17 protein-coding genes are annotated in these 20,132 nt (G+C 61.3%); 7 read left to right on the top strand and 10 right to left on the bottom strand.

The window, feature by feature from the left end; translation table 11 throughout:
* Positions 1-54 precede the first annotated feature (54 nt).
* Together gyrA and mtnA are read right to left on the bottom strand one after the other, a co-directional pair.
* Positions 55-2,715 (bottom strand): DNA gyrase subunit A, encoded by a 2,661-nt coding sequence (gene gyrA, locus AB3G88_RS07985; protein ID WP_480453633.1) that lies wholly within the window; start codon positions 2,713-2,715, stop codon positions 55-57.
* A gap of 424 nt (positions 2,716-3,139) precedes the next feature.
* On the bottom strand, positions 3,140-4,210 hold the full coding sequence (gene mtnA, locus AB3G88_RS07980) for an S-methyl-5-thioribose-1-phosphate isomerase (RefSeq protein ID WP_480453631.1): 1,071 nt from the start codon (positions 4,208-4,210) through the stop codon (positions 3,140-3,142).
* Between the two features lie 109 nt (positions 4,211-4,319).
* Between mtnA and AB3G88_RS07975 the strand changes: the two genes are divergently transcribed.
* From AB3G88_RS07975 to AB3G88_RS07960, 4 genes are all read left to right on the top strand, one after another.
* Complete coding sequence (locus tag AB3G88_RS07975) at positions 4,320-5,651, top strand: TRZ/ATZ family hydrolase (RefSeq protein ID WP_480453630.1); 1,332 nt, start codon at positions 4,320-4,322, stop codon at positions 5,649-5,651.
* A 64-nt stretch (positions 5,652-5,715) separates the two neighbouring features.
* Complete coding sequence (gene ubiG / locus AB3G88_RS07970; RefSeq protein ID WP_099587341.1) at positions 5,716-6,414, top strand: bifunctional 2-polyprenyl-6-hydroxyphenol methylase/3-demethylubiquinol 3-O-methyltransferase UbiG; 699 nt, start codon at positions 5,716-5,718, stop codon at positions 6,412-6,414.
* Positions 6,415-6,418: 4 nt separating this feature from the next.
* Entirely contained in the window at positions 6,419-7,090 is a 672-nt protein-coding gene (gene mupP / locus AB3G88_RS07965; RefSeq protein ID WP_158877048.1) for an N-acetylmuramic acid 6-phosphate phosphatase MupP, read from the top strand.
* A gap of 179 nt (positions 7,091-7,269) precedes the next feature.
* Positions 7,270-8,010: a YciK family oxidoreductase gene (locus tag AB3G88_RS07960; RefSeq protein ID WP_010211973.1), complete on the top strand. Its 741-nt coding sequence runs from the start codon at positions 7,270-7,272 to the stop codon at positions 8,008-8,010.
* A gap of 77 nt (positions 8,011-8,087) precedes the next feature.
* Here the strand turns inward: AB3G88_RS07960 and AB3G88_RS07955 are convergent, their stop codons facing one another.
* The 6 genes from AB3G88_RS07955 to AB3G88_RS07930 are packed head-to-tail and all read right to left on the bottom strand — an operon-like array spanning position 8,088 to position 14,251.
* Entirely contained in the window at positions 8,088-9,602 is a 1,515-nt protein-coding gene (locus AB3G88_RS07955; protein ID WP_480453629.1) for an ABC transporter substrate-binding protein, read from the bottom strand.
* A 35-nt stretch (positions 9,603-9,637) separates the two neighbouring features.
* Positions 9,638-10,609 (bottom strand): ABC transporter ATP-binding protein, encoded by a 972-nt coding sequence (locus AB3G88_RS07950; RefSeq protein WP_480453628.1) that lies wholly within the window; start codon positions 10,607-10,609, stop codon positions 9,638-9,640.
* Entirely contained in the window at positions 10,606-11,562 is a 957-nt protein-coding gene (locus AB3G88_RS07945) for an ABC transporter ATP-binding protein (RefSeq protein ID WP_480453627.1), read from the bottom strand. Before AB3G88_RS07945 ends, AB3G88_RS07950 begins: the two co-directional genes overlap by 4 nt.
* The gene (locus tag AB3G88_RS07940) at positions 11,559-12,416 is read right to left on the bottom strand and encodes an ABC transporter permease (RefSeq protein ID WP_191960227.1); all 858 of its coding nucleotides are present in this window, start codon (positions 12,414-12,416) and stop codon (positions 11,559-11,561) included. The genes AB3G88_RS07945 and AB3G88_RS07940 overlap by 4 nt, the downstream gene beginning before the upstream one ends.
* Positions 12,413-13,360 carry an ABC transporter permease gene (locus AB3G88_RS07935; protein ID WP_032888892.1) on the bottom strand — a complete coding sequence of 316 codons (948 nt, stop codon included), beginning with the start codon at positions 13,358-13,360 and terminating at the stop codon, positions 12,413-12,415. The genes AB3G88_RS07940 and AB3G88_RS07935 overlap by 4 nt, the downstream gene beginning before the upstream one ends.
* Positions 13,361-13,363: 3 nt before the next feature.
* Positions 13,364-14,251, bottom strand: coding sequence for a proline iminopeptidase-family hydrolase (locus AB3G88_RS07930; protein ID WP_099587349.1), 888 nt, complete (start codon positions 14,249-14,251; stop codon positions 13,364-13,366).
* 183 nt (positions 14,252-14,434) lie between these two features.
* On the opposite strand from AB3G88_RS07930, the gene AB3G88_RS07925 reads away from it, so the two are divergent.
* Positions 14,435-15,199: a LuxR family transcriptional regulator gene (locus AB3G88_RS07925; protein ID WP_112194134.1), complete on the top strand. Its 765-nt coding sequence runs from the start codon at positions 14,435-14,437 to the stop codon at positions 15,197-15,199.
* Between the two features lie 93 nt (positions 15,200-15,292).
* On the top strand, positions 15,293-16,219 hold the full coding sequence (locus AB3G88_RS07920; protein WP_480453626.1) for a proline iminopeptidase-family hydrolase: 927 nt from the start codon (positions 15,293-15,295) through the stop codon (positions 16,217-16,219).
* A gap of 185 nt (positions 16,220-16,404) precedes the next feature.
* Here AB3G88_RS07920 and AB3G88_RS07915 read toward each other — a convergent pair whose 3' ends face one another.
* The gene (locus AB3G88_RS07915) at positions 16,405-17,907 is read right to left on the bottom strand and encodes a nucleobase:cation symporter-2 family protein (protein WP_112194130.1); all 1,503 of its coding nucleotides are present in this window, start codon (positions 17,905-17,907) and stop codon (positions 16,405-16,407) included.
* Between the two features lie 157 nt (positions 17,908-18,064).
* Between AB3G88_RS07915 and AB3G88_RS07910 the strand changes: the two genes are divergently transcribed.
* Positions 18,065-18,898 (top strand): nucleoside-binding protein, encoded by an 834-nt coding sequence (locus tag AB3G88_RS07910; protein ID WP_112194128.1) that lies wholly within the window; start codon positions 18,065-18,067, stop codon positions 18,896-18,898.
* Here the strand turns inward: AB3G88_RS07910 and punC are convergent.
* Positions 18,895-20,073: a purine nucleoside transporter PunC gene (punC, locus tag AB3G88_RS07905; RefSeq protein WP_480453624.1), complete on the bottom strand. Its 1,179-nt coding sequence runs from the start codon at positions 20,071-20,073 to the stop codon at positions 18,895-18,897. The genes AB3G88_RS07910 and punC overlap by 4 nt on opposite strands.
* Between the last annotated feature and the right edge of the window lie 59 nt (positions 20,074-20,132).

The following is a 20,132-nucleotide window of genomic DNA, read 5'->3' as shown; positions in this document are numbered from 1 at the left end:
CATAAGGGACAAACAACAAGGGGGCGAATCTTCATCCGCCCCCTGTGTGTCCGCTTATTCCTGCGGTTCTTCTTCGTCTGCGGCAGCGTCGAGGGTTGGCTCGTCGACGACATCATCGCCGCTTGCCATTACCTCACGTGCGAACTCGGCATCGGCCTCGTCCAGCTCTTCACCTTCCACTTCCGATGGTTCCTGGACACGCTCCAGGCCTACCAGTGTCTCGTCGCTGGCCAGCTTGATCAGCGTCACGCCCTGGGTGTTACGGCCCAGGCTCGACACTTCAGCCACACGGGTACGCACCAGGGTGCCCTGGTCGGAAATCAGCATGATCTCCTCGCCGTCGAGCACCTGGACCGCGCCGACCAGACGGCCGTTGCGATCGTTGCTGACCATGGCGATAACGCCCTGGCCGCCACGCTTGTACTCCGGGAACTCGCCGATGGCCGTACGCTTACCATAGCCACGCGCCGAAGCGGTCAGGATCTGGCTGCCTTCTTCCGGGATCAGCATCGAAATCAGCTTCTGCCCTTCCGGCAGACGCATGCCGCGCACACCGCGGGCGGTACGGCCCATGGCACGCACGTCGGATTCCTTGAAGCGCGTGACCTTGCCGCCGTCGGAGAACAGCATGACTTCACGCTCGCCGTCGGTGATGGCGGCGGAGATCAGCACGTCGCCTTCGTCCAGCTCCAGGGCGATCAGGCCCACGCTGCGCTGGCGGCTGAAGGATTCCAGCGGGGTCTTCTTCACGGTGCCTTTGGCAGTCGCCATGAAGATGAAGTGACCTTCGGTGTATTCGTCTACCGGCAGCATGGTGGTGATGTATTCATCACTGTCCAGCGGCAGCAGGTTGACCAGCGGACGACCACGGGCGGCGCGGGAGGCTTCCGGGATTTCGTAGGTTTTGAGCCAGTACACCTTGCCTTTGCTGGAGAACAGCAACAGCGTGGTATGGCTGTTGGCGACCAGCAGGTGAGCGATGTAGTCCTCATCCTTCACGCCAGTAGCCGATTTACCTTTACCGCCACGACGCTGGGCCTGGTACGCAGCCAATGGCTGGGTCTTGGCATAGCCGCCGTGGGAGATGGTCACCACGCGCTCTTCTTCCGGGATCATGTCGCCCAGGGTCAGGTCGAGGCGGGCATCGAGAATTTCGGTGCGACGCACGTCGCCGTATTCGGCGCGGATCACTTCCAGCTCTTCGCGGATCACTTCCATCAGGCGCACGGCGCTGTTGAGGATGCGGATCAGCTCGCCGATCTGGTTGAGGATCTCCTGGTACTCGGCCAGCAGTTTCTCGTGTTCCAGGCCGGTCAGACGGTGCAGACGCAGTTCCAGAATGGCCTGGGCCTGCTCCGGCGACAGGAAATACTTGCCTTCGCGCAGACCGTATTGCGGGTCCAGGGTCTCCGGACGGCACGAGTCCGCACCGGCACGTTCAACCATGGCCACTACGGCGCTGGATTCCCACGGCATCTTGATCAGTGCTTCTTTTGCTTCCGACGGGGTCGGGGAAGCTTTGATCAGGGCGATAACCGGGTCGATGTTCGACAGTGCAACCGCCTGGCCTTCCAGGATGTGGCCGCGTTCGCGGGCCTTGCGCAGTTCGAACACGGTACGGCGGGTGACCACTTCGCGGCGGTGACGCACGAAGGCTTCCAGCAGGTCCTTGAGGTTCAGGATGCGTGGACGGCCATCGATCAGGGCAACCACGTTGATACCAAACACGCTTTGCAGCTGGGTCTGGGCATAGAGGTTGTTGAGGATCACCTCAGGCACTTCACCACGACGCAGCTCGATCACGACGCGCATACCGTCTTTGTCGGACTCGTCGCGCAGCTCGGTGATGCCTTCCAGCTTCTTCTCTTTGACCAGCTCGGCGATCTTCTCGATCAGGCGCGCCTTGTTAAGCTGGTACGGGAGTTCGGTGATGACGATCTGCTGGCGGCCACCGACCTTGTCGATGTCTTCGATCATCGAGCGGGCACGCATGTAAATGCGGCCACGGCCGGTGCGGTAGGCTTCGATGATGCCGGCGCGACCGTTGATGATCGCGGCAGTCGGGAAATCCGGACCCGGGATGTACTGCATCAGTTCATCGACGGTCAGCTCGGGGTTGTCGATGAGGGCCAGGCAACCGTCGATGACTTCACCGAGGTTGTGCGGCGGGATGTTGGTCGCCATGCCCACGGCGATACCGCTGGAACCGTTGACCAGCAGGTTGGGAATACGGGTCGGCATGACAGCCGGGATCATTTCGGTGCCGTCGTAGTTCGGCACCCAGTCCACGGTTTCTTTATGCAGGTCGGCCAGCAGCTCGTGCGCCAGCTTGGTCATGCGCACTTCGGTGTATCGCATGGCCGCGGCGTTGTCGCCGTCGACGGAACCGAAGTTACCCTGGCCGTCTACCAGCAGGTAGCGCAGGGAAAACGGCTGGGCCATCCGAACGATGGTGTCGTACACCGCAGTGTCGCCGTGAGGGTGATACTTACCGATCACGTCACCGACAACACGGGCAGATTTCTTGTACGGCTTGTTCCAGTCGTTACCCAGCTCGCTCATCGCGAACAGCACACGCCGGTGCACGGGCTTCAAGCCATCGCGCGCATCAGGCAGTGCCCGACCGACAATTACGCTCATCGCGTAGTCGAGGTAGGACTGTTTCAGCTCGTCTTCGATATTGACCGGGAGGATTTCTTTGGCCAGTTCGCCCATGAGAAGCCTGATTCCTTTTTCGGGTGAAACCTCGTCACATCCATATGGGACGAACGAAGCTCGCCGCTGCCGGCAGAGTGCCTGACAACGACTTACGACAAATCAACGAGTTATGACACGGATCTGCACGTTATAGGCAACCCCTCGGGGCGGCCCTGGAAACCGCCGGATGTTATCACAATCGCCGCCACGCACCTATCCCCCTGATGCGCATGGAGACTAGTAATTTGACGGATGACAGGCGTGAGGGAGACGAGAGGGGCTCAGAGGCGCGGTGGTGCCATTTTTTGAGATCGGATCCGAGGGTTTTGTTGACTTTATAGACCCATCGGGGGCAAGCCCCCTCCCACATTTTGACTGTGCTCACAATCCAAGTGTGGGAGGGGGCTTGCCCCCGATAGCATTTTCACAGACGCCAAGGCCCTCAATGCAACCGCTTACGGCACATCAACTTGGCCAGTTTGGCTGTATCCGGCCGCTCGACAACCCCCTTCTCGGTCACGATCACATCAATAAGATCAGCCGGGGTCACATCAAATACCGGATTAAAAGCAGCCACTTCCAGGCGCTGACCCTTCACGTCCAGCAACTCGCCGGGATCACGTTCTTCCAACGCAACATCATCGCCAGTGGCCATCATCAGATCCAGAGTCGAACTCGGCGCCACCACCATAAAGCGCACGCCGTGATGCATGGCGCACACCGCCAACTGGTACGTGCCGATCGGGCCGATCACATCGCCATTGGCCGCAATGCAGTCAGCCCCGACGATTACCCAGGTCACGCCTTTGGTCTTGAGGATATGTGCGCCCGCAGAATCAGCATTCACCGAAACCGGGATGCCCTCGCCCGCCAACTCCCAGGCCGTCAGCCGCGAACCTTGCAGCCAGGGCCGGGTTTCATTGGCATAGACGTGCTCGACCAACCCCTCAAGAAAGGCAGCACGCACCACTCCGAGGGCCGTGCCGACACCCCCCGTCGCCAATGCGCCGGCGTTGCCATGGGTCAGGATCGCCTGGGCGTTGCCTTGGTGCTTGCGAATCCGCTCGACGCCCAGTTGGGCCATCACCAGATTGGCTTCGCGATCACTTTCATGGATTGCAATGGCCTCTGCTTCCAGGACAGCCAGCGGGTCAGCGTGTGTCTTGACGCGATCCAGGCGGTCACGCATGCGTTTGAGGGCCCAGAACAGGTTCGCCGCAGTGGGACGCGTAGCGGCCAACAGCGCGTAGTCTTCCTCCCACGCGGCCTGCCAGTCACCGCCCTCGGCAACGCGATCACGGGCGGCCAGTACCAGGCCATAGGCCGCACTGATACCGATGGCCGGCGCACCGCGCACGACCATGGCGCGAATGGCGGCAGCGACGTCATCGACGGTGGAGCAGGCCACCCAGGTTTCCTGGGAGGGCAAGGCACGTTGATCGAGCAGGTACAGCGCGCCATCACGCCAATCGATGGCCTTCACTTTCTCCGCTGCCAACAGTCGATCGCGCATCCCTTACTCCGCACTCATGAACAAAAGCCGCCGATTATAGCGATCCGCCAGCCAGGACGCTCGGGTATACTTCGCGCTTCTTTTATAGCTGCCCGGGAAGAAGCCTGCGATGACCTCCACTGCCGCCCCGCTCGACTTACTGCTACTGCCAACCTGGCTGGTACCTGTCGAACCTGCTGGCGTGGTGCTCAAGGAACATGGCGTGGGCATCCGCGATGGGCGCATTACCTTTATCGGGCCACGGGCCGCGGCGTTGAAGCTGGCGGCCAGCGAAGTGCGCGAACTGCCGGGCATGCTGCTCAGCCCCGGCCTGATCAACGCCCACGGCCACGCGGCGATGAGCCTGTTTCGCGGCCTCGCCGATGACCTGCCCCTGATGACCTGGCTGGAAAAACACATCTGGCCCGCCGAGGCCAAGTGGGTCGATGAAGCCTTCGTTCGTGATGGCACCGACCTGGCCATCGCCGAACAGCTGAAGGGCGGCATCACCTGCTTCTCTGACATGTACTTCTACCCCAAAGTCGCCAGCGATTGCGTGCACAACAGCGGCATACGTGCACAGATCGCAATTCCGATCCTCGATTTCCCGATTCCCGGCGCCAGCAGCGCCGATGAGGCGATCCGTCAGGGCATCGAGCTGTTCGGCGACCTCAAGCACCACCCGCGCATCAAGATCACGTTCGGCCCCCACGCGCCCTATACCGTGTGCGATGCCAACCTTGAAAAGGTCCGGGTAATTGCCGAAGAGCTGGACGCCGCAATCCATATGCACGTGCACGAGACCGCCTTTGAGGTGCAGCAAGCCGTCGAACAGACCGGCGAACGCCCGCTGGCACGCCTGGGCCGCCTCGGGCTGCTCGGTCCGCGCTTCCAGGCCGTTCATATGACCCAAATCAGCGAGGACGACCTGGCTTTGCTGGTAGAAAGCAACACCAGCGTGATCCATTGCCCGGAATCCAACCTGAAACTGGCCAGCGGCTTTTGCCCGGTGGAGCGTCTGTGGCAGGCTGGGGTCAATGTGGCCATCGGCACCGATGGCGCCGCCAGCAATAATGACCTGGATTTGTTGGGTGAAACCCGCACCGCTGCGATGCTGGCCAAGGCGGTCGCCGGCTCGGCGACTGCCCTGGACGCGCACCGTGCACTGCGCATGGCTACGCTCAACGGTGCGCGAGCCATGGGCCTGGAAAGCGAGATTGGCTCACTGGAAGTGGGCAAGGCAGCGGATATCGTCGCGTTCGACCTGTCAGGACTGGCGCAACAACCGATCTACGATCCGGTCTCACAGCTTATATATGCCACCGGACGCGATTGCGTGAAACACGTTTGGGTCGCCGGCAAGCAGTTGCTCGACGACCGGCAATTGACCCGCATGGATGAACACCAGTTGACCGCCACGGCCATTGCCTGGGGCAAACGCATCAGCGGGCACACCGAATAACGCCGGCCCTGGACCCACGTGTCCAGGACCGACAACCCGATTTATCAGATTTAGAGGATGCACCATGAGCAACGTCGACCACGCCGAAATCGCCAAGTTTGAAGCCCTGGCCCACCGCTGGTGGGACCGCGAAAGCGAGTTCAAGCCCCTGCACGACATCAACCCGCTGCGGGTCAACTGGATTGACGAACGCGTCAACCTGGCCGGCAAGAAGGTGCTGGACGTCGGCTGCGGCGGCGGCATTCTCAGCGAAGCCATGGCCCAGCGCGGCGCCACAGTAATGGGCATCGACATGGGTGAAGCGCCGCTGGCCGTGGCCCAGTTGCACCAGTTGGAGTCCGGCGTGAGCGTGGAATACCGCCAGATCACCGCCGAAGACCTGGCTGAAGAGATGCCCGAGCAGTTCGACGTGGTCACCTGCCTTGAGATGCTTGAGCACGTGCCGGACCCGTCCTCGGTGATCCGCGCCTGTTTCCGCATGGTCAAGCCCGGCGGCCAGGTGTTCTTCTCCACCATCAACCGCAACCCCAAGGCTTACCTGTTCGCGATCATCGGCGCCGAATACATCATGAAGCTGCTTCCGCGCGGCACCCATGACTTCAAGAAATTCATCCGCCCGTCCGAGCTGGGCGCGTGGAGCCGCCAGGCCGGCCTGACCGTCAAGGACATCATCGGCCTGACCTACAACCCGCTGACCAAGCACTACAAGCTGGCCAACGACGTTGACGTCAACTACATGATCCAGACCCTGCGCGAGGAGTAAGCCTGTGAAGTTGCGAGCGGTTCTCTTCGACATGGACGGTACCCTGCTGGACACCGCGCCGGACTTTATCGCCATCTGCCAGGCCATGCGCGCCGACCGTGGCCTGCCACCGGTCAACCCGCAGCACATCCGCGATGAAATCTCCGGCGGTGCGCGGGCGATGGTCGCCGTGACCTTCTCGATGGACCCGGAGTCGCCGGGTTTTGAGGAACTGCGCCAGGAATTCCTGGAGCGCTACCTGAAGGACTGCGCGGTGCACAGCAAGCTGTTCGACGGCATGGCCGAGCTGCTGGCAGACATCGAGAAGGCCAAGCTGGTCTGGGGCGTAGTCACCAACAAGCCACTGCGCTTCGCCGAACCGATCATGCAGCAGTTGGGCCTGGCCGAGCGTTCGGCCTTGCTGATCTGCCCGGACCACGTGAAAAACAGCAAGCCGGACCCGGAGCCGATGATCCTGGCGTGCAAGATGCTCGGCCTGGACCCGGCCAGCGTGTTGTTCGTGGGCGATGACCTGCGTGACATCGAGTCCGGCCGCGATGCCGGCACACGCACGGCGGCGGTGACCTATGGCTACATCCACCCGGACGACAACCCGCGCCATTGGGGAGCGGATGTGGTCGTGGATCACCCGCTGGAACTGCGCAAGGTGCTGGATAACGCGCTGTGCAGTTGCTGACTATTCAACGCCCCCTATGAAGATGCAATGTGGGAGGGGGCTTGCCCCCGATAGCGGTGTGCCAGCCCGCACCTCTATTACTGACAGGCCCTCATCGGGGGCAAGCCCCCTCCCACAGGGGATCTTCAGTGTTTTCAGATTTGGGGTTCATAAGCTGCTGAATTCTGTCGAGGCTATTTATGTTTGATTACTCCGCACGTCCAGAACTGCTCAAAGGCCGGGTCATCCTGGTGACCGGTGCCGGTCGCGGGATTGGCGCTGCGGCGGCCAAGACGTATGCCGCCCATGGTGCCACCGTGCTGTTGCTGGGCAAGACCGAAGCCAACCTGGCCCAGGTGTACGACGAGATCGAAGCCGCCGGCCAGCCGCAGCCAGTGGTGATCCCATTCAACCTGGAGACCGCCCTGCCCCATCAGTACGATGAGCTGGCAGCGATGATCGAAAAGGAATTCGGCCACCTCGACGGCCTGTTGCACAACGCCTCGATCATTGGCCCACGCACGCCCATCGAGCAGTTGTCCGGTGAAAACTTCATGCGGGTGATGCACGTCAATGTCAACGCGATGTTCATGCTCACCAGCACCTTGTTGCCGCTGCTCAAGCTGTCCCAGGATGCGTCGGTGGTGTTCACCTCCAGCAGCGTCGGGCGCAAGGGCCGGGCGTACTGGGGCGCTTACGGGGTGTCGAAGTTTGCCACTGAAGGCTTGATGCAGACCTTGGCGGATGAGCTTGAAGATGTGGCGGCGGTGCGGGCCAACAGCATCAACCCCGGCGGCACACGTACCAGCATGCGGGCCCAGGCGTATCCAGGGGAAAACCCGATGGAAAGGCCGGCGCCGGAAGAAATCATGCCGGTGTACCTGTACCTGATGGGGCCGGACAGTACCGGCATCAACGGGCAGGCGTTTGACGCGCAGTAACATCTGACACGCCCTGGATTTGAATGTGGCAGGGGGCAAGCCCCCTCCCACATTGGTATTGCAGTGTTCTCTAGAACTTAGTTCTTCACCACTTCTTCAAGCGTGAAACGCCCCAGCGGGTTCTGCAGGAAGTTGCTCACGTTCTTGCGAGAGATGTTGATGTAGGGGCTGTAGTACAGGTCGATCCAGTTCACATCCTGTTTCGCCAGTTTCTGCAGTTCGACATACATCTGCTCACGCTTGGCCGGGTCGGCCTCGATGCGCGCTGCGGCCACGAGGTCCTTGACCGTGTCGTTCTTGTAGCGGGTCATGTAGTTCTGGTTGGTGTCGTGGCCCAGCACGAAGGTGGTTTTCTGGTCCGGGTCGAGAATGTCGTTGGTCCAGTACATCACCGAAATATCGTACTCACCGTCCACCAGCATCTGCCAGCTTTGGGTCGGGTCGACCTTCTGCAGGTTGGCCGTCACACCCACCTTGGCCAGTTGGTCCTTGATGATCACCGCAATCTGCTCGTCAGCCTCATTGCCCGCGTTGACCACGTAGTTCAGCTTCAAATCCTTGGCACCGGCAGCGGCCAGCAGTTTCTTGGCTTCGGCCGGGTCGTACGGGCGTTGCAGATTGTTGGCGTAGTGGTACAGCGAGCCTTTTGGAATGTAGGAATAAGCCACGGTGCCCTGACCGTAGGTGGCGGTCTTGACCAGCGATTGTTTGTCGATGGCCATGTCCAGCGCCTGACGCACTTCGGGCTTGGCCAGCAGGCCGTGGGCGTGGTTGATCAACAGGTGATCTTCACGGGTGGACGGGTCGGCGTGGATCACCACGTTCTGGTCTTTCTTGAGCTCTTCAACACGGGAGAACGGCACGAAGATCGCCGTGTCCAGTTCGTTGTTCTGCACCATGCGCATGCGCGTGTTGTCGTCGGTCACCGAGACCCATTCCACACCATCCAGGCTGACGTTCTTGGCCTGCCAGAAGTTCGGGTTCTTCTTCAGGATCACCCGATCACCCTTGCGCCACTCTTCCACGGTAAACGCGCCGGACGTCACCGGGTTTTCCGAGTAGGCGTCTTCGCCCATTTTGGTCATGGCTTTTTCCGACAGGATCGAGACCGTCGGCGAAGCCAGTTGCGAGAGGAAAGCCACGGCCGGCGTCTTCAGGGTGACGACCAGGGTTTTCGCGTCGGCGGCCTTGGCCGTGTTGATCAGGTTGAACGGATCGGCCCACAACGAGGCTTTGTTATCGCGGATGCGCAACAGGCTGAACGCCGCGTCTTCAGCGGTGATCGCCGAGCCATCGGAGAATTTCGCATCGCGCAGTTTGAAGGTGTAAGTCAGGCCATCCTTGGAGATGTCCCAGCTTTCGGCGAGGCCCGGTTCCATCTTGGTGCCCAGGTTATCCACGCGCACCAGGGTGTCGTAGACGTTGGCGAACACCCAGGTGTCGCGGTTTTGTGCACTTTTGATCGGGTCGAAGGTGGTGCTGTCTTCACGGCAGCCGATGGTGAGCACGCCAGCGGCCTGAGCCAAACCAGCGGTCAGGGACCAAGCCGTAAGCGTAGCGGCGGCGAGCAACTTCAAGTGACGGGATTGCATGTCATAACTCCTTGTTCATGAATGGCAGGGAAAGGTCAAAGCAAAGGTGCTTCAAGCACGCAACTGTATCGATGCTCGTGCAGGAAATGAGTAGGCGGCAACACCACGGAACACATCGCGCGCGCATACCGGCAACGTGGGTGGAAGGCACAGCCGGTGGGTAAATTCAGCGGGCTCGGTGGCTCACCGGGCAAAGGTTCTGCAGGCAACGGCCGATAAGGGTCGATCTCCGGGATCGCCTGGATCAACGCCGCGGTGTACGGATGGCGCGGTGCGCTGAACACCGCCTCCACCGGCCCTTCCTCGACGATCTTGCCCAGGTACATCACCGCCACGCGGTCGCACAGGCGCCGCACGATGGCCAGGTCATGGGCGATAAACAGGATGGCCAGGTTCATGCGCTGTTGCAGTTCCAGCAGCAGGTTGATGATCTGCCCCTGGATCGACACATCCAGCGCCGCCACACACTCATCGGCGATGATCAACCGCGGCTCTACGGCCAGGGCGCGAGCAATGCCCACGCGCTGGCATTGGCCGCCACTGAGGGAGCCGGGCTTGCGATTGGCCAGTTCGGGGCGCAAGCCGACCAGATCAAGCAGTTCGTTGACACGCGCCGGGATGCGCTCGGCGGGAACCTTGCGCTGTACCCGCAGCACTTCAGCGATGGTTTCGCCGATGGTGTGGCGCGGGTTCAACGCCGCATAGGGGTCCTGGAAGATCATCGCCGTTTCATGGCGCAGGCGGGCGATGTCGATGGCACTGCCATGGGCCATGTCGACGCCATCGAACAACACCTGCCCGGCGCTGATCGGGTTGAGGTGCAGGATCGCCCGGCCGAGGGTGCTTTTACCGCTGCCGGACTCGCCCACCAACCCCAGGGTTTCGCCCGCCGCCAGGTTCAGCGATACACCGTTCACCGCCCTCACCCACTGCTTGTTCAGGCCAAACAAACCGCTGCCGGACGCCGCGAAGCGCACCTCCAGATCCTTGATCTGCAACAGGCTCATGGACGCTCTCCCAGCGGATAGTGACAGGCTACGCGCGCGCCTTCGGGCAGCAACTCGGTACATAAGGCGCCGACCTGCGGACAGCGCGGGTTGAACCGGCAGCCATCGGGCAACGCATCCAGCAACGGCGGCTGGCCGGGGATGGTGCGCAACAAGGCGTGGCCGCTGCTGTGGGCCGGCTGGCAGTCGATCAGGCCAGCGGTGTAGGGATGTTGCGGATGGGCCAGCAGGTCGTACTTGCTGCCGTGCTCGCACAGGCGCCCGGCGTACATCACCGCGATGGAATCACAGGTTTGCGCCACCACGCCCAGGTCGTGGGTGATCATGATGATCGACAGGCCACGCTGGTCGCGCAGGTCCAGCAGCAGGCGCAGGATTTGCGCCTGCACGGTCACATCCAGGGCGGTAGTCGGCTCGTCGGCGATCAGCACCTTGGGGTTGCAGCCCAAGGCCACGGCGATCATGGCGCGCTGGCGCATGCCGCCGGAAAACTCGTGAGGATAATTGTCGACCCGCGCCAGGGGATCGGGAATGCCCACTTGGCGCAGCACGTCGATGGCCAGTCGCCGGGCGTCTTTTTTCGACGCGCCCTGATGCAGGCGAATACCCTCGGCGATCTGCTCGCCGATGCGCATCAACGGGTCGAGGTGGCTGCTGGGGTTCTGGAAAATCATGCCCAGTTGCCCGCCGCGTATGGCACGCATGCCCGCGTCATCCAGTTGCAACAGATCCTGGCCGGCAAGGCGCACCGCACCGCCCTGCACCCGCAGGCTGGGCGACGGCAGCAAGCGCATCAGGCCGCGACAGGCCATGGTTTTGCCAGAGCCGCTTTCGCCCACCAGACCCAGGATTTCGCCTTCGGCGAGGTCGAAAGACACACGTTCGACCAGTGTCACATCACGCCCGGCATTGTTGGCGATAACACTGAGGTCGCGCACTTGCAGCAGACTCATGCGCGATCCCCCAGCACTTGGGCAACGCCATCGGCCAGCAGGCTGAAGCCCATGGCCAGGGTCACGATGGCCAACCCAGGAAAAGTGCAGATCCACCAGGCCGTGGTGATAAAGGCCTGGCCCTCGGCGACCATCGTGCCCCACTCCGCCGTCGGCGGCTGCACGCCCAGGCCCAGGTAGCTCACGGCGGCGCCGTTAAGCAGCACCAGCACCGCATCGGACATGGAAAACACAATCGAGCCAAACATCGCGTTGGGCAGCAAATGCCGGAACAGGATGCGCCCGTGACCAAAGCCCAGGCTCTTGCCCGCCAGGGCGAAGTCGCTTTCCTTGAGTACCAGGATCTGCGAACGGATCAGCCGCGCATACGAAACCCACCCCACCAGCGCCATGGCGATATAAAAGCTCTTCAAGCCAGGGCCGAGGATGGCCATGATCGCCAGCATCAGCACCAGGAAGGGGAACGCGAGGATCACATCAATCACTCGCATGCAAAAGCTGTCGAAACGCCCGCCGATATAACCCGAGACTGCGCCCACAAAGGTGCCAATCATGAACGGGAAAATCACCCCGATGATCGCCAGTTGCAGGTCGATGCGTGCGCCCCAAATCACCCTCGAAAGAATGTCACGGCCGTAGTTATCAGTGCCAAATGGATGGGCCAGGCTGGGACCGATCAAGCTGATATCGGTGTTCTGCGCAATCGGATCAAACGGCGCGATCCACGGCGCAAACAGCGCCAGGGCCAACCATATCAACAGGATCAACAGCCCCCACGCGGCCGTCAGCCGGCCATTGCGAAAACCAAAACGCAGGCGCAAGCGCCATGGGGCGATCATCGGGCGGCTGCTCATTGCATCTTCACCCGTGGGTCGAGGGCCACTGTCGCCACATCCGCGATGAAGTTGACCACCACCGTGGCGCAGGCCAACACCATAGCCACGCCCTGCACCACCATGTAATCGCGGGTAAAGATGCCGCGCACCAACAACTGGCCGATACCGGGAATGGCGAACAGGCTTTCGATCACCACCGTGCCGCTGATCAGCCAGCCGATGTTCACCGCCAGCAGATTGACCGCCGGCACCAGGGAGTTGGGCAGCACATGGCGGCGAAACACCGCGGCTTCCGACAGCCCGCGCGCACGGGCGGCGGTGACGTGGTCCGCCTGCAACTCCATCAACATGCTCGCCCGCAGGTTGCGCACCAGCACCGCCGACAGCGCCAGCGCGATGGTCAGGCACGGCAGGACCATATGGTGCGCCTTGTCCAGCCAGGTGCGACCGTAGCCGGACACGGGGAACAGGCCCCATTTCACACTCAGCAGCAGGATCAGCATCAAGCCCAGCCAAAACGCCGGCATGCCCAGGCCCACCGTGGTGAACACGCGAATCAGGTTGTCCGCCCAGCCACCTTTATTGCGCGCCGCCCAGGTCGCCAGCGGCACCGCGATCAGCAGCGCCAGCACCACGCTGCCGAGTACCAGCACCAAGGTCGGCTCGATACGGGTGACGATCAGCTTCAGCGCGTCGACTTTGTACAGCAGCGATTGCCCGAGGTCGCCCTTGAGCAGGTTCTTGAGAAAGTAGAAATATTGCAGCCACAACGGCTGATCAAGGCCGTACTGGGCGCGGATCTTCAGCAACGCGTCCGGTGTGCTGCGCGAGCCGAGCAAGGCTCGCGCGGGGTCGCCGGGAATGGAGCGCACCAGCACAAAGGTAATCAGGCTGATGCCAAACAGCACCGGCAGCAATTGCAGTGGCCGGGACAGCACAAAACGGTAGCGCGCCAGGTTCATCCGTCAGCCTCGGTGGCGAGCGAGAAAGTCCAGCAGCACCGGGAAATATGCCTGGGGTTCTTCGTAGAACGGCATATGGCTGCTGTTGGGGAATACGTGCAGTTCGGCGTGCTTGGCCGCCATCTTCATGCGCATGGCGCAGGCCGGGGTGAGTTCGTCGTGCTGGCCGGTGGTGATCAGGATCGGCATCGTGAAGTCGGCCATCTCGGGGATGCGGTTCCAGTCCTTGAGGTTGCCGACGTAGAGGAATTCGTTGGGGCCTTGCATGGTTTCGTAGGGGCCCATGTTCCAGTCGCCGAGGGAACGTTTGACCGGCTCCGGCCATTCGTCCAGGCGGCACACATGGCGATAGTTGAGCAACGTGATCGCGGCCTGGTACTGCGGGTGGTCGAGGGTGCCCATGGCTTCATGGCGTTGCATCATGGCCACGGTTTCGCTGCCAAGGGCACCGCGCAGGCGCTCCAGTTCCTGGGACAGGTGCGGAATGTCGCCGACGGTATTTTCCAGGATCAGGCTTTTCAGCGCGTCGGGGTAATGGATGGCGTATTCAATGCCCAGCCAGCCGCCCCAGGAATGCCCGAGCAAATGCACGCGGCCCAGGCCCAGTGCCTGGCGCACGGTTTCGACTTCTTCGACATAACGGCGGATTTCCCACAGCCCAACATCGGTCGGTCTGGCTGATGCGCCCGTACCAAGCTGGTCGAATGCAACCACTCGCAGGTTATGCGCCTTGAGCCAGCCATGGGCGTCGCGCAAGTAGTCACACGGCAGGCCCGGCCCGCCGTTGAGGCACAACAGCACCTCATCGCCTTCGCCAAAGCTATAGACCACGAGGTTATAGCCGTCGACTTGCACGTTGTACTGCTGGTCGGGGGCAATTTCACGCCACATGCATACATTCCTTGTGTTGTATCGGCCTGGCGGGTAGCGGCCGTTTGCCAGGCCAACACTACCGAGGATGCCGCGCGTCCATAACCTAGTAGTTCTTATAGGTTTGGCCTGGCAGTCCTTCGCCGGGGCGTGGCATTCTACTTGCAGCAAGTCGAGATTCAAATGAATTCAGGAGCAGAACGGATGCTGGCCAAGCTGACTGCCTTCAACAAACGTCTGATGCCGGGCAGGAGCCTGGACGAGCAGATGGACAACGCCTTTATCCTCGCTCAACAGCTGGGTTTCGATGCGCTGGTCTACGACTACTCGCCCGTGCCGATCGACCAGGACGGCGCCTTGATCACCCCCTCGGTGCTGGAACTGCGCAATACCCCGCCCGACTGGCACGCGTTATGGTGCAGCAAAGGGTTTTACCAGATCGATCCGGTGCAACATCTGGCCCTGAGCACGGTGTCGCCGTTCGTGTGGTCCTACGAAGCCAAGACCGATACCCCGCTGCAAAAAATCATCGATCCGTGCCACGCCCCGGTTTCATCCTACCTGCATGACCAGCAACTGACCTGCGGCGTCAGCGTACCGATCCACCTGCCCCGTGGCGGTTTTGCTTCGCTGACCGGCCTGCGCATCGGTAGCGCCGGCACCGTGCTGCAGGAGGCACAGCAGACCCTGTCGGACTTCAGTGTGATTTCCCATGCATTGCAGGAAGCGGCCTACCCGCTGTTCAGCAAGGAACTGCGCACCTACCCCCATATCCACCTGACCAAACGCGAGCGCGAGTGCCTGAAATGGGCCGCCGACGGCCTGACGGCGGCCGAGATCGCCACTCAGTTAAGCCGCTCGCTGGCGGTGGTCACCCTGCATCTGGCCTCGGCAATGCATAAGCTGGGGGCAAAGAACCGCGTCCAGGCGGTGGTTCGTGCCACCCATTACCGCCTGCTGGAAGATTGATCCATCGGCAAAACCTAGCTGTTTTGCTAGTTACCTAAATTTCACGTGCAGACTATCGTGTCCCTGATCCTTTTTTTCAGAGCAGGGTACGAAATGGAATTCATCGAACAAATCCGCGAAGGGTATGCCGCGTTTGGCGACTACCAGACCTGGTACCGCGTAACGGGCGACCTGGCCAGTGGCCGTACACCGCTGGTCGTCATCCACGGCGGCCCCGGCTGCACCCATGATTATGTTGACGCCTTCAAGGACGTCGCGGCCAGCGGCCACGCCGTCATCCACTACGACCAACTGGGCAACGGCCGCTCCACGCATTTGCCTGAAAAAGACCCGTCCTTCTGGACTGTCGATCTGTTCCTCAAAGAACTGGATAACCTGCTGGACCACCTGCAGATCAGCGACAACTACGCGATCCTCGGCCAATCCTGGGGCGGCATGCTCGGCAGTGAACATGCGATCCTGCAACCCAAGGGCCTGCGCGCGTTTATCCCGGCCAACTCACCGACCTGCATGCGCACCTGGGTCAGCGAAGCCAATCGCCTGCGCCAATTGCTGCCGAAAGGCGTGCACGAAACCCTGCTCAAGCACGAAGCCGCCGGCACCTACCAGGATCCGGAATACCTCGCCGCGTCGCGGGTGTTCTATGACCAGCACGTGTGCCGCGTGAACCCTTGGCCGGAAGAAGTGGCGCGCACCTTCGCCCAGGTCGACTCAGACCCCACGGTGTATCACGCCATGAGCGGCCCGACCGAGTTCCATGTGATCGGCAGTTTGAAGGACTGGAAATCCATTGGCCGCCTGTCCGCGATCAAGGTGCCGACCCTGGTAATCTCCGGCCGACATGACGAGGCGACGCCACTGGTGGTCAAGCCGTTTCTGGATGAGATCGCGGATGTGCGCTGGGCGCTGTTCGAAGACTCCAGCCACATGCCCCATGTGGAAGAACGCCAGGCGTGCATGGGGACGGTGGTGAAGTTTCTGGATGAGGCGTGTTCGAATAAAGTGCTTAAAATTGCGTAGATACCGTCTTGACGCTCACCGGGCAAGCGCCCGTTTCGCCCGGTAGCAGCTGTCGAGCGCAAGCGAGGCTGCGTTGGGCGCCCCGCAGATCGCGGAGTGTCAATACGCCCGCTACGCAGCCTCGCCAAGGCTCGACAGCTGCTACGGATGCCAAGGACTCCCGTCGTCGCGTAGCAGCTATCGGGTCAGGCCTGGCTGACCTCAGTTTTTACCGCTTTCTTCGGCACCTGCGCCACTAATGGAATCTCCTTGCCCTCGGCATCAAACAACTTGCCGCCCCTGAAGTAATCCCCGTCCCGCAGGCCTGCAACGTCGTGGAAACACAAACTGCGCTCAGTCCCTGCCACGAACACCGACTGCTGGTCCGAGTTACCCGCCGTGAAGTGGTTGAACGCCAGATTCAGCAGGATCGCCATGATCGCCGACGAGCTGATGCCCGAGTGAAATATAGTCGCGAACCAGCTGGGGAATTGATCGTAGAAACTCGGCGCCGCGATGGGGATCATGCCAAAACCGATGGAGGTGGCGACGATGATCAGGTTCATGTTGTTGCGGTAATCCACCTTCGACAACGTGCGAATACCACTGGCCGCCACCGTGCCGAACAGCACAATCCCGGCACCGCCGAGCACCGAGGTCGGCACCGCCGCGATGACCCGGCCCATAAACGGCAGCAGGCCGAGGATCACCAGGAACAGGCCACCGGTGGCCACCACGAAGCGACTCTTCACCCCGGTCACCGCCACCAGGCCGACGTTCTGGGCGAATGCACTCTGAGTGAATGAACCGAAGATCGGCGCGAACATGCTCGACAGCATGTCGGCGCGCAGGCCGTTACCCAGGCGTTTGGAGTCAACTTTGGTGTCGATGATTTCGCCCACGGCCAGGATGTCCGCCGAGGTTTCCACCAGGGTCACCATCACCACGATGCACATGGAAATGATCGCCGCGATGTGGAAGGTCGGCATGCCGAAATGGAAGGGCGTCGGGAAACCAAACATCGGGCCCTGGGTTACGCCGGAAAAGTCCGCCATGCCAAGGAACACCGCGATCACCGTGCCGATCACCATCGCCAGCAGGATCGACAGGCGCGAGATGGTCGCGCTGCCAATCTTGCTCAATAGCAGCACCAGCACCAGGGTCAACGCCGCCAGGCCGATATTGGACATGCTGCCGAAATCCGCCGCACGGCTGTTACCGCCCATGGCCCAGCGCGCTGCCACGGGCATCAAGGTCAGGCCGATGGTGGTGATCACAATGCCGGTCACCAAGGGTGGGAAGAACTTGGTGATCCGCGAGAACACCGGCGTGATCAGCAACCCGATAAACGACGCGGCCATCACCGCCCCGAGAATCGCCGGCACCCCGCCGGCACCGTCGCTGCCGACAATCGCCACCATGGTGGCCACGCCGGCAAACGACACGCCTTGCACCAGCGGCAACTGACAACCAAAAAACGGCAGGCCAAGGGTTTGCAACAGGGTCGCCAGGCCACCGGCAAACAGCGAGGCGGCGATCAACAGACCAATATCGGCAGGTGACAACCCGGCCGCCTGGCCGACGATCAAGGGTACCGCGACGATGCCGCCGTACATGGTGAGCACATGCTGCAGGCCGTAAGCCATGTTGGCGGCGACGCCGAGATTCTCATCTTCTGGCCGCTGCGGTGACGCCTTCGGGATAGTCATGGTGAGGGGTTCTCTGTTTTTGTTGTGCGGCCACTGTATGCAATGTTAGGACTAGATGTCCATAGAGTTGTATACAATCAATCGAACAAGATACCCTCCTTCGGCGTTACAAAAACAATCCGGCCGTGATGAGCCAGAACGCCAAAGGACCACAACCATGAAAAAGGTATTACAGGGCGCCACCGTTGCACTCACCCTCCTCGGCGGCGGGGAGGCTGTCGCGGTGGAATGGATGAACAACAGCCTGGGCTTTCGCTATGGCCAGCAGTTCACCAACCCGAACAACCCCGACGACTTCAGCAAGCGCATCTACAGCTTCACCCACGCCAGCGGCTACCAATACGGCAGCAATTTCCTGAATCTGGATGTGTTCCTGTCCGACAGCAGCGACCCACGCAAGGGCACCGATCACGGTGGCAGCGAGGTGTATGCCGTATACCGGCATCAGTTGTACGCCTCACGTGTATTGGATGTGCCGCTGGGCACCGGGCTGATCAAGGATTACGCGCTGACCCTGGGCTTTGATGCCAACCGCAACAACAACTTCGCCTCGGCGAAAAAACGCGCGCTGGTGATTGGCCCGACCTTGAAGTTCAACACCGTGGGCGTGCTGGACCTGAGCCTGATGTACTACAAGGAAAAGAACCACACCGGCATCCCCGGCGCGCAGGAATCGAACCACACCTTCGACGACACCTACCTGCTTAACCTGACCTGGATGCGTCCATTCGAGATCGCCAGCCACGCGGCGAAATTCCAGGGGTTTATCAATTACGTCGGGGAAAAAGGTGAGGACTACCATGGCCGCGACACGGCGCCGGAGGCCTTGATGCGCACAGCGTTGATGGTGGCGGTACGGCCGGGTAAAAGCGTGAAGCCGAACCTGTACCTCGGGGTGGGTTACGAGTACTGGCATAACAAGTTCGGTGTAGACGGCGGCCGGGGCAGCCGCACGTCGACGCCGACGGTGAATATGGAAATAACGTTCTAGGCAGCGGCCAACTCGGAGTCGTCCACCTTCGGCCGCGCCAGCCAGTAGCCCAACACCGCCAGTGGCGCGGTCGCCAGCATCACGATCACCGTAATCAGCAGCGGTTGCTCGATCATCGACGACACCAGCAGGCTGCTGAGGAAACACAGGCCCAGTTGCAAGGTATTTTGCAGCGCCGCCGCCTTGCCGGAGTTTTCCGCAAACGGCATCAGCGCGTTCGCTACCACAATCGGATAACTCGCACCGTTGACCAACGCCATCAGGCAGAACGGAATCAGCAACGTGGTGAGGGTCGGCACGCTCAAGGTCGCAACCAGGTACAGCGCCAGCATGCTGATGCAATAGGCCACCAGCAACCAGGGCAACAGCGTTTTGCCCTGGAAACGCTGCAGGGCACTGCGGCAACTGTAGCCACCCACCAGAAACGCCAGTGTCGGCAGTACGTAGCTCAGGCCGATGTCATTCGGGCTGTAGCCCATGTCGCCAAGGATGAAGGGCGAAGCGGTCAGCCAGGCAAAGAAACTCGCGGAGCAGGCAGCGAAGATCATTACGTTGCCGGTGAACACCCGAGACGTCAGCAACTGCGTATAACCCAGGCGCGATGGTGCTTCAGTCTGTGGCTTCGGCACGCTGCGCAGGAACAACGTCGGCAGCAGCAACAGCAGCGAAACGCCCAGCAGCACCCCGAAGATCGCCTGCCAGCCAAAGTGATTCAGCACCATCGCGCCCAGCAGCGGCGCCAGGGCCGGCGACAGCGACATCAACGGCATGATGCTGGCGAACACCCGGTGAGCCTTGTCGGCTGGATAGCGATCAATCACCAGCGCCTGCCAGCTCACGGCAGCAGAACACACGCCAATCGCCTGCATAAAACGCAAGGCCAGCAGTTGCAGTGCTGTCTCGACCCAGAACATCCCGGCGCAGCCCAGCACAAACAGGCTCAAGCCTGCGAGCAGAATGGGCTTGCGGCCCAGGCGGTCGGACAACGGCCCCCACAACAACTGTCCCAGGGCAAAGCCGGCGAGGAAAATGCTCAAGCTGGCACCCACCGCGCCCGCGCCAATCTGCAACTGTTCGCCCATGGCGCCGAACGCCGGCAAGTACATGTCCATGGCCAGATAACCGAGCATGCTCAGCCCCGCCAGATACCAAGTGAAACCAAAAGAATTTTTCATTGAAGCCTTGTCGATCCTGCCATCAAACTATTTGCTGACTGGCGCCCATTATGAAGCTG

The sequence above is a fragment of the Pseudomonas arvensis genome (assembly GCF_056688935.1).
Note: the sequence above shows the minus strand (reverse complement) of the source record. Positions and strands in the feature narration are given on the sequence as shown.

Excerpts from the sequence above, each read along its gene's own strand:
- AB3G88_RS07940 (WP_191960227.1), bottom strand. The coding sequence starts at position 12,416 with ATGAGCAGCCGCCCGATGATCGCCCCATGGCGCTTGCGCCTGCGTTTT.
- AB3G88_RS07955 (WP_480453629.1), bottom strand. The coding sequence starts at position 9,602 with ATGCAATCCCGTCACTTGAAGTTGCTCGCCGCCGCTACGCTTACGGCT.
- AB3G88_RS07915 (WP_112194130.1), bottom strand. The coding sequence starts at position 17,907 with ATGACTATCCCGAAGGCGTCACCGCAGCGGCCAGAAGATGAGAATCTC.
- mtnA (WP_480453631.1), bottom strand. The coding sequence starts at position 4,210 with ATGCGCGATCGACTGTTGGCAGCGGAGAAAGTGAAGGCCATCGATTGG.
- AB3G88_RS07950 (WP_480453628.1), bottom strand. The coding sequence starts at position 10,609 with ATGAGCCTGTTGCAGATCAAGGATCTGGAGGTGCGCTTCGCGGCGTCC.
- punC (WP_480453624.1), bottom strand. The coding sequence starts at position 20,073 with ATGAAAAATTCTTTTGGTTTCACTTGGTATCTGGCGGGGCTGAGCATG.
- AB3G88_RS07935 (WP_032888892.1), bottom strand. The coding sequence starts at position 13,360 with ATGAACCTGGCGCGCTACCGTTTTGTGCTGTCCCGGCCACTGCAATTG.
- AB3G88_RS07945 (WP_480453627.1), bottom strand. The coding sequence starts at position 11,562 with ATGAGTCTGCTGCAAGTGCGCGACCTCAGTGTTATCGCCAACAATGCC.
- AB3G88_RS07960 (WP_010211973.1), top strand. The coding sequence starts at position 7,270 with ATGTTTGATTACTCCGCACGTCCAGAACTGCTCAAAGGCCGGGTCATC.
- gyrA (WP_480453633.1), bottom strand. The coding sequence starts at position 2,715 with ATGGGCGAACTGGCCAAAGAAATCCTCCCGGTCAATATCGAAGACGAG.
- AB3G88_RS07930 (WP_099587349.1), bottom strand. The coding sequence starts at position 14,251 with ATGTGGCGTGAAATTGCCCCCGACCAGCAGTACAACGTGCAAGTCGAC.
- AB3G88_RS07975 (WP_480453630.1), top strand. The coding sequence starts at position 4,320 with ATGACCTCCACTGCCGCCCCGCTCGACTTACTGCTACTGCCAACCTGG.
- AB3G88_RS07925 (WP_112194134.1), top strand. The coding sequence starts at position 14,435 with ATGCTGGCCAAGCTGACTGCCTTCAACAAACGTCTGATGCCGGGCAGG.
- AB3G88_RS07920 (WP_480453626.1), top strand. The coding sequence starts at position 15,293 with ATGGAATTCATCGAACAAATCCGCGAAGGGTATGCCGCGTTTGGCGAC.
- ubiG (WP_099587341.1), top strand. The coding sequence starts at position 5,716 with ATGAGCAACGTCGACCACGCCGAAATCGCCAAGTTTGAAGCCCTGGCC.
- AB3G88_RS07910 (WP_112194128.1), top strand. The coding sequence starts at position 18,065 with ATGAAAAAGGTATTACAGGGCGCCACCGTTGCACTCACCCTCCTCGGC.